The sequence below is a fragment of the Tenacibaculum sp. MAR_2009_124 genome, from assembly GCF_900105455.1.
Taxonomy (GTDB): domain Bacteria; phylum Bacteroidota; class Bacteroidia; order Flavobacteriales; family Flavobacteriaceae; genus Polaribacter.
The window spans coordinates 312,716-329,246 of sequence record NZ_FNSF01000008.1 but is presented as its reverse complement, the minus strand read 5'-3'; the positions used below and the strand labels follow the sequence as shown (position 1 = coordinate 329,246).

The following is a 16,531-nucleotide window of genomic DNA, read 5'->3' as shown; positions in this document are numbered from 1 at the left end:
TGCTTTTTAGAGGTGAATGAAAATAGGTATGCTTGCTTTGTAAATAGTTTTTTCTGAATCGTTTTTTATAAATTGATATATTATTTTTTGACGTTTAGAGACTTCTTCTAAAGAAACTAAAAGGTCAATGCTATCGCCAGTATATAGTTCAATTTTTTTGTGTTTTTTCTCTTCTCTGTATGCCTTTTCCTTACCAGAAATAAATTGAATATTAACATTATTAGGAAACAGTATTTCATGTTTACACAATCCAGCGTTGACTAATCTTAGTAAAACTGGGTTTTTCTTTTTTTCATAACTCTGTATCCCTTTTAATGAGTTTATTTTTTTACCGTTGATTAAAAATGTTTTGGGTTTGTACGGAGGAGGTGTGATAGGATTGTTTAGTTGGCTATGATCAACGTCCATTAGTTCATTCGCATGCCAATATTTATCAATTTCATGGCTACAAAATAGTTTTTCGACGATGTTTTCTTTTATTAAAGATTTATTGTTTTCAGATTTTACAATTATTACTCCAAACATACCTGCTTGTAGGTTGAATGGATAATTTTCAGGACTATAATAAAGAAAAGTTCCTTCTTTGTTTGGAGTGAACGAATAATAGCCGTGTTCCATGTGGTCAATTGGTATGGTTTGAATCACTTTCCCTTTTTTATTAAACTGTTCGAATATGATATCTTTACAGAAGAGGGATACTGGATTTCCTTGTGAAATATTCCAGAAATCGATTTTTACTTTTTTATTTTTTTCTGTTTCGATTTTTGCTCCGGGTAAAGTAATTTCCCCCGAAAGAGATTTACTAAACCCGAAAACTCTAACTTGTTTATTTTTTGCAATTGAAAGTTTCCCCGTTGTTCTTCCTATTAATAATAATTCTTCTTGGGAGAACGAATAGTTGCTAGATAATAATAGAAGTGTTGTAGTTAAATTAATCAATATTTTTAAAGATGGAGAGGTAATAAATTTGATAAGATTTAACATTTAGCTTTACTTTTTTAGTTAAAGTCAGGGAATTTGTTTTTGGTAGTCGTTTTCTTAATTGATTGGAAATAAAAGTATCGTATTATTTTGTTCATTTTTAAGTGGATACCATAAGTGTTCTGTTTTTAATCACAAAACAAAAGAATACGGGTATGAGTTTGTTTGTATGTTGATTACATAGTTTTTTAATATTCCTTGATAAAATTAAATCCAAAGTTTTTGATCGTCCGTTCCTGCTCAAGTTGTTTAGATATTAGAAGAAAACGAATTTCAGAATTTCTTTAAATGTATGCTTTTGTCTCAGTTTTTATGCAAGGGCATCGAGGATGGGAGAAGAACATGTTTTAATAAATAAAATAGCGTGTAATATTTTGTTAATTAAATGTTTATATGTATTTTGAGGGCTGGGAGACTTCGGCGAATTAATAACTAAAAACTTAACAAATGAAAAATTTTCTAGTTAATTTGCTATTCATTTTTTCTATTTTCACTTTACATGCTCAAAATCAAATGGATCTTTCAATTTTCGATGATCCGAATACATTACAAGTTTATGTCAATGATTTTGGTGCGACACCTAACGATATCGTTTTCGATGATTCTGCCGTAATTAACGCTATTGATTATGCTTTAGAGAATTTTGGGGAAAATAAAACGGTTGTCATTAATTTTGAAGAAAATGGTATTTACCGTTTTAACTCAGATGACTCAAGTTTAATGATGTTTCGATTTAATGGTTTCGATTCTACTATTAATATCAAGTTTAACGGTAACGGGGCTACTTTAATGTCACACCAACTGAATAAAGGTTTTTTTCGGATGACTCGATTTAATAAGGTTTGTTTTACAAACTTGAATTTTGACTTTATTGAAATGCCACATTCCATTTCTAAAATTACGAGTATTGACAGAACCAATAATTCAATAATGGTGGATTGGTTATCAGACTCGAATACAATTAAGCCTGATCATTCTATTTTCGCTAGTGGAACTTTGAGCTCCGATTATGGCTACTTTTTAAACTCTGGAGATAAGTATGCTCATTTAAGGGGAAAAATAGTAGACAACTCTCTAATTACCGTTCCTACTAGAAGTATTACAAATGTATCTGGAAATTCATATAAGATCGATTTTGCTCAAGAAGATCATATCGAAGGCATTTCTGAAGGAGATTTATTTTTATTGAACGCTAGAACTAATGGAACAACTACGTTTAGATTGGATAAAATTAACAATGTAGTATTTGATAATATAACAATTTATGCGTCGTCTACAGGAACTTTTAATGTTAGTGAAAGTAATAATTTAAGTTTTGACAATGTAAAAGTGAAACCAAAATCAGGAAGAATATACGCTACGAATGCAGATGGTTTCCATTTAAAGAATAACCGAAGGATAAGTATTACTAATTCTCATGTCGAAAGTATTGGAGATGATATTGTTAATATATCACAATCTACGAAATCGAGAATTGATTCTATTTCAGGAAATGTTGCCACACTGCCATTACATGCTTATTATACTTATAAGGTTAATGATAATATTGCTTTTTATGATGCTATTGAAGCTAATATTCTTAAGAGAGCAAAAATTGTGGCAATTGATACGATAGGAGGGAAACGTACTTTTACATTTTCAGAATCGATTCCGACCCAATTTTCTGATAATTTGGAAGGAAGATATTGGATGCAAAACTATAGTTTTAAGAATGTAACTATTTCGGGTAATAAATTCTTAAAAAGCAGAAGACATGGAGTTTTAGTAAGACATGGTGATGTTAATATAACCAATAACGTGGTACGACTAAATTCAGGAAGTGCGGTTTCATTAAATATTGAAAACGGAACAACGGGAAGTTTTAAAGAAGGTTTTTTAAGTAATAACGTGACAATAGCAGATAATTTTTTCCAAAGAAACGCATTTAATTCGCGGTACCTTTCATTAGATGAGTCAGTCTATAATGCCGACATAAGTATTTTTGTTAGAGGAAATGGTGTTCCCACCAATAATATACTGATTAACAAAATAAATATTCTCAATAATCAATTTAATAATTGGAATAGGAAAGCAATATATGCAACAAGCACAAGGAACTTAATCATTAAAGGTAATTCATTTGAAAGAAGATTAAAATTGGGGGTAAATGACGCGGTGATTGAATTAGATGCTATATGGAAAGGTGAAGTATCAGGTAATGTTTCGTTTAAAGATTCAGAAGATAATCGGGAGTTGGTTACCATAACAACGAATACCAAGAGGGTGACTATAGAGGATAACTGTGTAACGGCGGGCCCAACCCCTGATTGCATTAATGAAGCGAAATCGATTTCAAAGACTAAAAAAGCAGAAAAAGTAGGTGCACTAATTTATCCAAACCCGAGTAATGGCTTAATTCATTTTAGTGAGTTGGGATTTGTGCAGTTGTATACAATTCAAGGACGTTTGGTATCGAGTTTTAATGTTACAAGTAACCGAAGTTATAATGTTAGTGATTTACCTAAAGGAATGTATATACTAAAGTTAATTATTTCGGAACAAAAGCAGTTAATTACTCGGAAAATTATTATCAATAGATAGATTATTCAGCAGAAAGTAAGTTTAAAAGCATTCATGTAATGTATGGCGACTCCTTTTTAGTAGGTTGAAACATAAGGAAAATAGAAAACCCCGATAAAGATTTTAAATTGATCTTTTTCGGGGTTTTCATTTGAAAACAAAAGTATAATGAAGAGTTTTTCGAATTTATCTTTAGTTATTTTCTAACATTTTCGGTGTGACTACTGTTCTAAATCCTTTATGATCAGAAGCAGAATCAAAACTTGATCCCATTCTTGCTGAAATTCGGAAACTTGCACAATAAGAGGCATGACATAAAAAGGATCCTCCCTTTATAATATGTTCTTTTTCATAAGGGTTATTTGGATTAAATGATGTATTCGCTCCTTTTGGATTCGATATAATCTCAGAAGTACCTATTTCATTATAATAGTTTATATTGAATAAATCACTTGTAATTTCCCAAACGTTTCCTAACATATCATAGATACCTATGCTATTAGGAGGGAAGGATTTGATTGGAGCAATAAAAGCAAATCCATCTTTAGCTTCGTTTTTGATAGGAAATTGTCCTTGCCAAGTATTTGCATTACCATTTAGCTTTTCAAAATCATTACCCCATGTAAAAACAGAATTGCCTAAACTTCCTTGGGCAGCCGATTCCCATTCGGCTTCTGTTGGCAGTCTTCTATTAGCCCATTTACAATAAGCAATAGCATCTTCGTAGGCTATATGAACTACTGGATAGTTTTCTTTTCCTTTAATAGAGCTTTCAGGACCTTGAGGGTGTTTCCAATTAGCACCGATTTTCCATGTCCACCACTGAGCATAGTTTCCCATATTAGCTACTAGGTTTACATTTTTATTAAAAACAAGACTCCCTGGTTGTAAAATTGAATCATGGGGTCTAGGTGTTCCTGGTGGAAGCGTTTTTTTCATTTCTTCCCAATCGACAGCCCTCTCAGCAACGGTAACATAGCTTGTAGTATTAATGAATCTTTCAAATTGCTTGTTTGTGACTTCCGTTTCATCAATAAAGAAACCGTCTATCACAACCCGATGAGCAGGCTTTTCTCTGTTCATGGCATAGTTGTCATCATCTTTAGCTCCCATTAAAAATGATTTGGATGGAACCCAAGCCATTCCCTTAGGAGTTTTAATATTTTCGTAATTAGTGTTTCCTGTCTTTTTAGCTTGTAAAGACCTATCATTTTTGCAGCCTATTGGCAAAATTGAAATCGAAAGGATTAAAAGTGTAATTTCTATGTTAAAATGAATACACTTGAGATAATTTTTATTAGATCTATTACGAGCCATGAGAAATATAATTTATACTAGCCAAATTTAAAAAATTAAGGAGCCTATTAAAGTTTTAACGATAAATAGTTGAAATGTGCATTTCGGAGTTATTGTTTTTCAAAGTCAGAGTCATTTATCCAACCCGATCTAACTTTTTCTCCGCGCATGTAACGCTCATAGAAATGCACATTTCTATCTGGAACATAATTGTCAAAAACATCTCCTTTTCCATAGCTCCTTGGGTCGTTTTGTTTTTTCAATTCAGATTCCAGTAAGCTCCTTAATTCTGTTTTAATTTTTTGATATTGTTCTAGCAAGGCAATATTGTTTAAACAATTTTCATCATCGTCAAGTTTAAATAGTTCTTCCTTTGGGTGTTTTCCGAAATTTTGTTTCCAATATTCTTGATTTTTACCGCTTCTATTAAGATTTAAAATTTCTGTTTTTGTTGGGCTTCCATCTGTGTTAGTGTATCCAGTTTCAGGGTTCCCCGCTGGCCATCGATCGTTTTTATAATTCATTAAATACATAAAGCCGTTTTTTACAATCCCTCTAATGGGGTACCCAGTATCGTTGGGTCTTCCTACATCGTGTCTTTCTTGACCGAGTAGTACGTAATTATTTTTAGAAGGAGTAATATCACTCTTATTAGAGTTGAAAAAGCGTGTTAAGCTTTTACCTTCAATTGGTTGCATTCCTAAATCGTTAGCACTATATCCAGCCAAATCAATAAAGGTAGCGGCAAAATCAATGAAACTAACATAATCCTTAATAACTCTCCCTGGATTTTTAATTCCTTTAGGCCACATTATAGCAAGTGGTAAATGATTTGAATGTTCATAGCTTAAACCTTTTACTCTTGGAAATGGCATTCCATTATCGGACGTTACGACAATGATTGTATTTTCAAGTTCTCCAGATTCCTTCAGTACTTTTAGAAACTCTCCTAATTGTTTATCAAAATATTCTAATTCAAAGGCATAATCCAGAACATCATTTTTAACAACATCAGATTGCGGCCAATAGGGAAAAACTTTATCTAATTCCGATAATTTTTTATTTCCTATGCTCACTCCTGAACCATATTCATAATCTCTATGAGGCTCTTTTCCTCCATACCAAAAGCAAAATGGAGTATTGTCTTTTTTTTGTTCTAAAAACTTCTTAAAGTTGGCGGCATAGTCAATTTTAGAGATTCCAGTTGTAGGAGCCTTTCTTTTAATTTTATTGTATTGTTTTACAATAAGTTCTCGTTTACTGCCATCTTTGTTTAAAGAAGATCCTGGGGCCCATCCTTTTCCTGTATACCCTACTAAATATTCTTTTTCAGAAAGGGCTTCAGGGTAGGTTTTAAACTTTGTTGGAAAGTAAGCTAAGTGATTCGCGGCAGCTTCAAGTTGCCAAGTATTTCTACCCGTAAGAACGATTGATCTTGAAGGGCCACATTTTCCATTAGGGGTATAGGCATTTTCGAACAATAAACCCTTTTTGGCAATCTCATCGAAGGCAGGCGTACTACACCAAGTGTTACCGTATGCACTCATGTGTTTCCACGTGGCATCATCTGCAATGCAAAAAAGAATGTTCGGTTTCTTTATTGTTTTTTTTACTTGTGTAAATCCGCACGAGCTGAAAAAAAATAGACTAATTATAAGTAAGAAAGGTTTCATAAGATTATGCTTTTTTATGATGGTTATTGTACACCTGAATAAGATGCAACTCCCATTTTGGCTTCCCATTTGATTAATTTTTTAATGAGTTGTTTTACAACATCAGGTTTTTCTTTAGAAAGATCATTCTGCTCTTTAATATCGTTGGTGATGTTAAAGAGTTGAACTTTTCCGCTTCTATATGCTAGTAGCTTCCAATCCTTTTCTCGAACAGAAACATATAGGTCTTCATAGGCTCTATATCCGTAAATTGGGTCACGCTCTAAATAATTATTAGTTTTAATTATAGGCAGTAAAGAGATTCCATCGATATTTTTATAATCTGAAGTATTTCCCTCTGCAATTTCTATGAGAGTAGGGAATAAGTCGGTTGATTGAACTAAAGAATTATTGATGCTATTTGAAATTGTAACCCCGGGCCAGTGCAGAAAAAAAGGAACTCTGGCTCCCCCCTCAAATAAGGTCTCTGATATTTTTCCTCCGCGAAAGGGTAGGTTTTCAAAATAACCACCTTGGTCTGAAAGAAAAATGAAGATGGTTTCTTTTTCTATTCCTTTTTCTTCAATCGCTTTTACAATGCTACCAACTGATTCATCTGTAGCTTTTACCATAGCTGCATAATGAGCGTACTTGCCCTTTAAACCTTTTGATTTAAAATGGTTCACTAAATCTTTACGTCCTTGATGTGGTGAATGAACGGAGTAATAAAAGAACGATACCATAAAAGGTTGTTGTTTATCGTATTTTGAAATAAAATTTATGGTTTCGTTGGTAAGCTTGTCTGTTAAGTAAGTGCCTTTTGTATCAGGATAAACGTTTTCCTGTCTAAAATAAGGAGGGTAGTATGCTTTTGGATGCCCAAAATTTGAGGTTCCTATTTGTTTATTAAAGCCTTGTTTAACAGGATGAAAATTTTCATGTCCTACATGCCATTTACCAACAAATAAATTATAATAACCTAGTTTAGATAGAGCTTCCGCATATGTGATGTTTTCAAGAGGAAGCCAGTTTCTAGATGGAAACTGAGCTGGATCTCTTTTTAAAGTATGAAATTCTTTTGTTGTTCGTCCGAATCGATCAAATCCTTTTTTCTCACCATGAGGAATATGACGAACTAACTTTAATCGAGCAGGATGTTTACCTGTTAGTAATGTTGCTCTGCTAGGGCTACAAGTTGGACTGGCTATATAAGCCTGCTCAAAACTGACTCCAGATTTAGCTAGTTTATCAATGTTTGGAGTTTCAAATACAGGGTTTCTCATCCCTAGATCAGACCAACCTAAATCATCAACAAAAAAGAGTACAATGTTAGGTCGAGTTTTCTTTTTATCGACTATGTTTTTTGTTTGCCCACAGCTTTCAAGTGTAAATAATAAAGACAACAGAAAAAACACATAACAAATGGTAGCGATTTTCATTATTTTTTTTGTGTGCATAATAAGTTCTAGTTTTTGATGAAAGGTTAATTTTCGAATACCAAATTTGAGTTGTTGTTTTTATAAATAATATTACTCTCTACAGAGAGGTCATTCGGGTTTCTATTAAATGTATTTGATTTAATAACTGTGTTTATTGAACATTCAATAGAGAGTGCGTGCTTATTATATGAGAATGAATTATTAGTGATTGATATGTTATTTAGCCCTTTCCAATCGGTTGTTGTTACACCGTACCATTTTCCTTTTCCTTTTAGGTTTTTTAGCTTTACAACTCGTAAAGTTATGGCCGCGGCATTAGGGTTGCTGAGATAAACTGAATCATATCCACAATTGGAAAAGGTATTGCTATGAATTGTAATGTTATGAGCTACAAAACCTTCTCCCCAGTCTACGCCATTATTTATAGTTATAGCGGATTGACTAAGGTTTTCAAATATGTTGTTCTCAATAACACCATTTGAACTTTGCAATAGAATACCATATCTCCGAGCATTTTTAAAAACATTATTTCTTATAACAAATGATTCATTAGATTCAGAATCTAAATAGGCAATATCATGTTTTTTTGTAGCTCCCACATCTAAGGTCGCTTTCAACGCATTGTTTAGAGTAATTTTGACTTTTTCTTTACCTATTTTTTGCGAGCGAATTACTTTAAATTTTCCAATTAAGATACCTTCTCTTGGATTGTATATTCTAAGAATACTACCTTTTTTTACTTTTTTATTTAAAACGATTTCTGTTGGCGAAACTTGATTTAAAATATATCTTTTTGAAGATTTTAGATTGACAGCATCGTCGCTATAGCCTTCAAAAAGACAATTTTCAACCCAAGGTCCGATTGAACTTCCTTTGATGTGTAAACAATCTGCATTTGCACTGTGAATTCTTCCTTTTTTAAGCTTCACCTTGCATCCAATAATGCTCCACTCTTTCATATTACCTGCGTTATAGGTTCCTGCTGGACTGCTATAACTTGTAATGTTTAAATAAGTGACATCTTTGCTTCTATCAGTTTTAAAAATGGTTCTACCATTTGTTCTCGCTATATGAACATAGGAGTCATTTATTTCCATATGTTTTAATAATTTTTGGGACTTTACTGTAATTCTGAAAATCCCCCCGGACAACTCTTCAAATTGCTTTGATTGATAGAGGTTGGGAGCTCCGTCTTTTAACTTGCCGGGGGTTTTTTCATCCATGAGCATACCCCACACTCTGGAAGCCTTCTGAAACATTTTATGTTTTAGACTAGGAAAACCATGATCAATTTTTAAATCGAATGTTCTGTTTTTTAAATGTACACCCACAATTCTTCCTTGTGTGAATGGAAGAGGATCATAATCGATATATAAGTTTTTAACGATAATGTTTTTACTATTGAATAGAGAAAAGAAGCCTTTAAGCGGATCATGAATAATAATTTTAGCATCGTTTCCTTCTATTAATATATTATTCGCTTTTTTTAAGTTTATTAAATGAGTTTTGTTAGCATTTGTATGCAGGTTATATACACCTTTACCAAATATTAATTTTATAGCTTTAGTATTATTCGCAGTTTTTTTACAAAAATCTAAAGCTTTTTGTATTCCTGGTGTGTCATCATTACCATCATTTGGAATCGCGCCATAATCCGAAACATGAACATTTATTTGGGTATCTAGTTGTGTTATTGGAGGGTTTCTTTTTGTTCTTAGGTTCGTAGGAACCTCAAATTGATATTGTCCAAATATTGTGGATGTACAAAGAAACCAAATAATTATGACCAAATGTTTTGAATTGTTTTTATCTGTTTTTAATGACAGTATGTTGTTTAACCAGTTCATAAGACTAACTTATTTCGTTATATTAATATCCTTGATTTTGTAATAGGTTACTATTAAGGTCTAACTGGGTTGTAGGAATAGGAAACCATATACGTTCTTCTTTCCAGTTTGATTGGATAACAGGGGCAGTACGTCTATTAAAAAAACCATGAGTAGTTGAAAGGTTGGTAATTGTTTCATTAAGCTTGTTGAATCTAGCTAAATCAAAACGTCTCCAACTTTCATAGCACAATTCACGAGATCGCTCTTCAAGTAATTCATCGACGAAATTATCTTTTCGATAGGCGTCGTCTAAATCTGAAACTGTAAATCCATCCTTAATAGCGCGTGATCTTACTTCAGATAAAGTAGTTCTTGCACCAGTTTCGTCTCCGGTAAAAAATTGACATTCTGCGTGTAAAAGTAATATGTCTGCATATCTTAAAATTGGCAAGTTGATACTTGATGCCCAGTTTGGAATTACTTTCAATGCTGGGTCGACCATTCTATATTTCCCAATAGACATAAAACCAACATTGGGATGTGGTATCGTTCTAGGAACAAAATATTTGACCCCATTTATAAACTCGAAACGAGTTGAAGAGTTCATATTTCCAGTAACATTATGATCTTTTCTAAAATCACCACTATCGTACTTGTCATATAATTCGCTTGCGGGTCGATACCATCCATAACCACCACCTCTTGTGTTTAAATTTCCTTGTGGAATAAAAGCGTTAACAATAATGTTCACCGCATTAATAGAAGCATCACTGCTGGCTTCAGAGGCAAACATAAATTCTCCGTATTGTTCTTCTTTTGTCGATTCTCTAAAGAGGTAATCGTAATTATCAATTAGCTGATAACCGCTGTTTAAAATGACATCTTGAGTATAACCTAATGCAGCCGTGTAATGATCATTACTATTTACCCAATCGAAACTATTGATGTCAAGAAAACCCTGTAGTCCTGAGTTTTTAGCGCTTCCTAAATAAGTATGAGCTTTGGCTAACAAACCAGCGGCAGTCCATTTGTTTACACGCCCAAGAACTTCACTTCTATGCCCGAGGTTATTATAAGCGAACTCGTAGTCAGAAATAACTAGTTTATATACATTTTCAATGGTGTCTCTAGGTAAACTGTCATCCAGATTTTCAGAATCATATATCGGAATTCCTCCATGCATCATAGATAGAATCATATGATAGAATCCTCTTAAAAGTTTTGCTTCAGCAATAATTTCGTTTTTTCTATTTCCGGAAAAGCCCTCAATGCTTCCTATTCTTTCGATAAGGACATTTGCTCTGTTGATACCTGCATAAAAGAAAACCCACGATTGATTTACGAAATCACTTTGAGCGGTAAATGTACCATCTCCCCAAACTGAGAAATTAGGATTTACATTTGGCGATCTTAATAAAGCTTCATCCGTAGCTCCGTTGAGCATAATCATTAAATTTCTTGAATAAGTACCATTGTTCCCAAATCCATTAATACTATTTGCAGAAAGAATATTATATACACCAGTAAGAGCTATTTCAGCTTGGTCTGGTGTTTTATAAAAAGTATCTGTAGATACAAATGATAAAGGTTCGTTGTCTAAAAAATCATCACTACAAGAAGTGAAAACTACAAGAAGTAAAATTGCTGTGGTTTTAATTAATTGTCTCATCATCTTAAAATTTTATGTTTACTCCCATAGTAACTGTTCTGCTTCTTGGATAAGAAAATCTTTCAAATCCTCTAATCAATGGGTTGTTTGAACTTACTTCAGGGTCGAACCCAGAGTAATTAGTGAAAGTGAGTAAATTATTGGCAGAAACAAATAACCTTACTCCTTGAATTTGTACATTTTTAAAGAACTTTTCAGAAAACTGATATGAAAAATTCACGGTTTTTAGTCTTAAGAATGAAGCATCTTCAACAAAGTAACTTGAAGGTACTGCAGCAACATTTCCAAAAGCAGGTGCGGTGTTTGAAGCATTCTCTGGGGTCCACGCATTATCATAAAAATCTCTTGTGATATTCATATAAGGTTGAAGGCCATTAGTACGAAGTTTTGCAGCATTGAAAACATCATTACCGTAACTCCATTGGAAGAAAAATGATAAGTCAAAGTTTTTATATGAAAAATTATTATTAATCCCTCCAACATGTTTTGGGTTAGAGTTACCAATAATTGTCCTGTCATTAGCTTCATCAATTGTTCCATCACCATTTAAGTCCTTATACCTTATAGTTCCAGGAGTTGCTCCTTCAGTATTTCCTTCTTGATGAATACCATCAAATACAAAACCATACATAACACCAATGGGTTGACCAACAATAACTCTTCCTGGATTGGTAATCCAACCGCCAGAAACAATGGTGGGTATAAATTCAGTATTACCTAAATCTTTGACTTTGTTTTTATTGGTGCTTATATTAAAATCAGTTCTCCAAGTAAAATTTGGCTTTTTAATATTTACAGTGCTCACGCTAAGTTCATAACCTTCATTTTCTACAGAGCCAAGGTTACGCCATTGTGAATTAAATCCTGATTGCGCAGGTACTGGAGCATCAATTAAAAGATCTTCAGTTAATTTGTTGTAATAGTCAAAGGTTAGTCTTACACGATCATTGAATAAAGCGACATCTAAACCAGCGTCAAATTGGGTTGTAGTTTCCCATTTTAAATTGGGGTTCCCAGCTGATACAGGAGATAGTCCAAAATCTAATCCATCATTACTGGCATAAAAGGTATTATCTAATCTTGAAGCAAAGGTAAATGGAGGAATTCTCTCATTACCCGTTTGCCCGTAACTTAACCGTACTTTTAATTCATTGATTTCTTTTATGTTTTTTAAGAAATTTTCTCTGTGGGCTCTCCAAGCAAAGGCTCCTCCTGAAAAATATCCCCATCGATTGTTTTCTCCGAATTTATCTGAACCATCCGCTCTGAAGTTAAATGTGAATAAATATTTTTCATCAAGACGATAATTCAAACGAGAGAAGTATGACATTCTCTTTGATATAATTCGGTCTGAACCGTAATTTTTAAAAACTTGGCCTATACTTATATCGTTTACACCTAATTCTTGATTTTCAAAATTGGTAATATCATTGAAAAAACCTTCTCTATTGTATTTAAAGAATTCAATACCTCCAAGTAAATTTAAACTATGGTGATTATTAAATTTTTTGTTATAAGTAATGGTGTTTGAAAAGTTATAAGAATAAGTGTCTATTTGTCTTAAAAGAGCGCGCCCATTCCATCTATTTCCAAACCTACTGGCTGAACTGTGAAATTCTTGGAGTTTAGATCCAGATATACTTGTTCCAAGTGTTGATCTAAGTTGTAATCCTTTTGCTAATTTATATTCTCCATATAAAGATCCAATAGTTCTATTGAAACGTAACTTTTTTTCTCCTTCATGTATTAGTGATAATGGAGATAAAAAATCATTACTAGCTAATTCATCTTCTGATAAATCTTGAAGCTCCCAAGGGTTAGCGATTACTAAATATTGTACGACACCATTAAACTCATCTCCACCACCACCGCTGTTGGCAACTCCATCAGATTCTGTAAATGCCGTACTAAGGTTAAATCCAAATTTCAAGTTTTTACTTTGTCTATGTATTGCTTTAAGACTAAGGTTATATTTACTATAACTATTTTCAATAATTACACCTTCTTGCTCCAAAAAACCTGCAGTAGCCGAGTAACTTGTTTTTCCAGTACCACCAGTGGCTGATATGAAATGATTGTTTATTAATCCAGTTCTAAGTGCTTCATCTTGCCAGTTATGACTAGGGATGTTTGTGAAATCTCTAGGACTACCATCTTCTAAATTATTAAAGGAATTTCCAGGGTTTCTCAACTCCCTATAAATTAAGTATTCTTCTGGTGAAATCACATCTATTTTTTTGGTAGGTGTTGTGAACCCTACAGAACTTGTATAATCGAATGTTAGTTTTCCTTTTTGTCCACCTTTGGTTGTAATCAGAATAACGCCATTTGCACCTCTCGATCCGTAAATTGCTGTAGCAGAAGCATCCTTTAACACTTCTATAGATTCAATATCTTGCGGGTTAATGGTCGCCAATGGATCAAAATTAGAAACTGAACCAACACCAGAACTTGCTATTTCATTGGGTTCAATATCGATTTGTACTCCATCAATAACAAATAAAGGCGATCCTGAACCATAAATTGAATTAGAACCTCTAATATTAAAACTTACCTGAGCTCCTGGTTCACCTGACTGAGAGGTAATATTTACTCCAGCAATTCTTCCTTGTATGGCATCAAATAAATTAGGAGTTTTAGATTTTTTAATTAAAACATCCTTTACAGAGCTAACAGAACCCGTTATGTCTCCTTTTTTAACAGTTCCATAACCAACAACAACTATTTCGTTAAGTCGATTAGCACTTTCTTTTAGTATAACATTAATTGTTTTTTGACCGGTATATTTTACTTCTCGAGTTCTCATACCGATATAACTATAAACGAGAATAGCTTTATTTAAGTTGTTCGATACTTTGAAATTATAGTTTCCGTCAAAATCTGTACTTGTACCAATATTGGTGTTTTTTATAAGGATGGTTACTCCAGGTAGTCCATTGCCTTCAATGTCTTTAATTTGTCCCTTGATGCTTTTTTGAGCACTAAGGTTTTGTAGTGAGAAAATGGTTAGTATGATGAAAATAAAATTAGTTTTAAGCATGTGATTAATTTTTAAAAAAGATAAAAACGATGAGTAATTGATGTAGCATTCGTTTGAAACATTATGGACTAATGATTTAACTTTCCAATTTATTATTACTCCTATTTAGAAGACACGTCTTCAAATGCACTTCGTTTTGAAACTTTTATATTAGTTGTTTTCTTATCAATTAAAATACTTCCTTTTCTTCCATCTAATCTTTGGTATGTATTACCTTGAATGATAGCATTGTTACAGTTAATAATTCGAACATTTTCAATATGAGGAAAGATTGGTTTGTAAGTATCTGTTTGAATTATTTTATTGTTTTCAAATATTAATTCATCAACAGACATTGCTAGTAAAATAGAGCTATCAAAAGTTTTAATCGTATTGTTTCTGATAGTGATTTTTCTACTATACTTTCCTTTGAAATCATTCTTGTCTCTATACTGAGGATCTATTAAAAAAATAGATTGAGGTCTATTTCCTCCATAAACTGAATCTTCAATTAAATTATCTTCAATAAGTAAATCGTCACACGGTCCTGACTCATTCCAGAGTCCTAGATCTCCAGTAATTCTGAAAGTAGCCATTTGAGAAGACAAATGGTTTTTTCTTACTACCACTTTTCTAGGAGTTGATATTAAAAAACTACGGGCTCTATTATTTCGTACAATATTATTTTCTAATACTGCTGAAGCATGCCATGAAATATTCTCAACACCATCGTATATATTTACTTTATTAGTAATAGGTTTATTAAAAGTGATATAGGATATTTTTTCATTAATCCTTTCCACTTTTTTTAGAATCATTGGTTGTGTTGTAGGTAGTAAGTTTTTTTGATCGATAATTTGAACAATATCTCCTTTTTCACCAAATAAATAACCATTTTGATGTGGATGATAGGTTTCTATCGCTAGTGTGTAGTCGTTAATAATTTTATTTACTCTTACGTATGTACCATGAATATTCGTGGCATCGTCGAGCATATTTTCGAAAATACAATTTTTTATTGTAACCGTCCCTTTTACATTACAAAAATGGGTAGCATCTGCCGTGGTGGTAATCATACGTTTAGAACCTTTTTTAAGAACAACATTAAAGCTGTTTAACGTGATGTTTTCTGACCTTTCAGCAATAAGTCCCATAGCTCCCGCATGATGAACATTAACATTTTTGAATTCGAGATCTTTTGATTTGAATACTCTGAATGCTGGACTGGTTCTATTCTGTAAATACTCTCCTTTAGATACCATAACAGAACCAATGGGAGGGAGCTTTTTCATCTTAGTCGAAATTCTGATCAATCCTTTCTCTAATTCTTTTGCTTTAACACCAATTTCTGGCATGCTATACTGTTTTGTATTGTATAGAGGTGCCATTGTCTTTGGATCCCAAAAAATATTTTGCCCCACTTCAAGATTGTAGTGTTCCCAGGTGGCAAAACGTTTTCCATAACGCTGTTCATATGGCGAGTCTTCTCTTTCTAAGGAAAGATACAAACGGTTAAATTTGACTACATAGGGTGTTTCTACTTTGATATCGAAAGTCTCACTTTTAGAGTCAATTGCTACGACTAAACCTTCAATAACAAAAGGAGTTTTCCAATCAATGCTTAGGTTTGTAACAGTAATGTTTTTTGATTCCTCAATTATAAAAGGAATCATTTTTCCGTGAAAAATAAAATCTGACCCATTTCCGTCGATAACAAAATCATTAAAGTCAATGATAGGAAAAGCTGTTCTTTTAAGGCCATTATCATTGTTTGTGATTTCACAGTATTTTTCTGGTGCAAAGGTTGGGTAGAAGTGGTAAGTGCCTTTTGGAAATACTAATTTACTAACTCCCTCTTCCTTGCATTTCTTTAGAGCCTTTACAACAATAGGAGTAACATCTTTATACTTTTGAATATCGAAATCTTTTAAGTTTAGCGTTTTTTGACCATAACCGCTAAAACCAATGATTAAAGAAATTGATATTAATAAAGTTTTTAATAAGTATCGCATAAATCTACTATTTTACTATTTGAGATTAACATTGAAACTAGAATGGATAGCGATTGCCATTTTTATTAGATTTTT

Annotated in this window: 9 protein-coding genes; 1 reads left to right on the top strand and 8 read right to left on the bottom strand. The window is 32.8% G+C overall.

Annotation, left to right across the window (positions count from 1 at the left end; genetic code table 11):
* Positions 1-6 precede the first annotated feature (6 nt).
* Positions 7-984 carry a multicopper oxidase domain-containing protein gene (locus tag BLW23_RS21440; RefSeq protein ID WP_093673800.1) on the bottom strand — a complete coding sequence of 326 codons (978 nt, stop codon included), beginning with the start codon at positions 982-984 and terminating at the stop codon, positions 7-9.
* Between the two features lie 444 nt (positions 985-1,428).
* Between BLW23_RS21440 and BLW23_RS21435 the strand changes: the two genes are divergently transcribed.
* Entirely contained in the window at positions 1,429-3,561 is a 2,133-nt protein-coding gene (locus BLW23_RS21435; protein WP_093673798.1) for a T9SS type A sorting domain-containing protein, read from the top strand.
* A 171-nt stretch (positions 3,562-3,732) separates the two neighbouring features.
* Here BLW23_RS21435 and BLW23_RS21430 read toward each other — a convergent pair whose 3' ends face one another.
* The 7 genes from BLW23_RS21430 to BLW23_RS21400 all read right to left on the bottom strand — a co-directional run bounded on the left by BLW23_RS21430 (position 3,733) and on the right by BLW23_RS21400 (position 16,456).
* Entirely contained in the window at positions 3,733-4,857 is a 1,125-nt protein-coding gene (locus BLW23_RS21430; RefSeq protein WP_093673796.1) for a formylglycine-generating enzyme family protein, read from the bottom strand.
* 89 nt (positions 4,858-4,946) lie between these two features.
* Complete coding sequence (locus BLW23_RS21425) at positions 4,947-6,509, bottom strand: sulfatase family protein (protein ID WP_093673794.1); 1,563 nt, start codon at positions 6,507-6,509, stop codon at positions 4,947-4,949.
* A 23-nt stretch (positions 6,510-6,532) separates the two neighbouring features.
* A complete protein-coding gene (locus tag BLW23_RS21420) occupies positions 6,533-7,945 on the bottom strand; it encodes a sulfatase (RefSeq protein WP_093673792.1) in 1,413 nt (470 codons plus the stop codon).
* Between the two features lie 26 nt (positions 7,946-7,971).
* Complete coding sequence (locus tag BLW23_RS21415; RefSeq protein ID WP_093673790.1) at positions 7,972-9,774, bottom strand: right-handed parallel beta-helix repeat-containing protein; 1,803 nt, start codon at positions 9,772-9,774, stop codon at positions 7,972-7,974.
* A gap of 22 nt (positions 9,775-9,796) precedes the next feature.
* Entirely contained in the window at positions 9,797-11,428 is a 1,632-nt protein-coding gene (locus BLW23_RS21410) for a RagB/SusD family nutrient uptake outer membrane protein (RefSeq protein ID WP_093673788.1), read from the bottom strand.
* Position 11,429: 1 nt separating this feature from the next.
* On the bottom strand, positions 11,430-14,465 hold the full coding sequence (locus BLW23_RS21405; RefSeq protein ID WP_093673786.1) for a SusC/RagA family TonB-linked outer membrane protein: 3,036 nt from the start codon (positions 14,463-14,465) through the stop codon (positions 11,430-11,432).
* Between the two features lie 101 nt (positions 14,466-14,566).
* On the bottom strand, positions 14,567-16,456 hold the full coding sequence (locus BLW23_RS21400) for an alpha-1,3-galactosidase-related protein (RefSeq protein ID WP_093673784.1): 1,890 nt from the start codon (positions 16,454-16,456) through the stop codon (positions 14,567-14,569).
* Positions 16,457-16,531: the final 75 nt, after the last annotated feature.

Excerpts from the sequence above, each read along its gene's own strand:
- BLW23_RS21425 (WP_093673794.1), bottom strand. The coding sequence starts at position 6,509 with ATGAAACCTTTCTTACTTATAATTAGTCTATTTTTTTTCAGCTCGTGC.
- BLW23_RS21400 (WP_093673784.1), bottom strand. The coding sequence starts at position 16,456 with ATGCGATACTTATTAAAAACTTTATTAATATCAATTTCTTTAATCATT.
- BLW23_RS21420 (WP_093673792.1), bottom strand. The coding sequence starts at position 7,945 with ATGCACACAAAAAAAATAATGAAAATCGCTACCATTTGTTATGTGTTT.
- BLW23_RS21410 (WP_093673788.1), bottom strand. The coding sequence starts at position 11,428 with ATGATGAGACAATTAATTAAAACCACAGCAATTTTACTTCTTGTAGTT.
- BLW23_RS21405 (WP_093673786.1), bottom strand. The coding sequence starts at position 14,465 with ATGCTTAAAACTAATTTTATTTTCATCATACTAACCATTTTCTCACTA.
- BLW23_RS21435 (WP_093673798.1), top strand. The coding sequence starts at position 1,429 with ATGAAAAATTTTCTAGTTAATTTGCTATTCATTTTTTCTATTTTCACT.
- BLW23_RS21415 (WP_093673790.1), bottom strand. The coding sequence starts at position 9,774 with ATGAACTGGTTAAACAACATACTGTCATTAAAAACAGATAAAAACAAT.
- BLW23_RS21430 (WP_093673796.1), bottom strand. The coding sequence starts at position 4,857 with ATGGCTCGTAATAGATCTAATAAAAATTATCTCAAGTGTATTCATTTT.
- BLW23_RS21440 (WP_093673800.1), bottom strand. The coding sequence starts at position 984 with ATGTTAAATCTTATCAAATTTATTACCTCTCCATCTTTAAAAATATTG.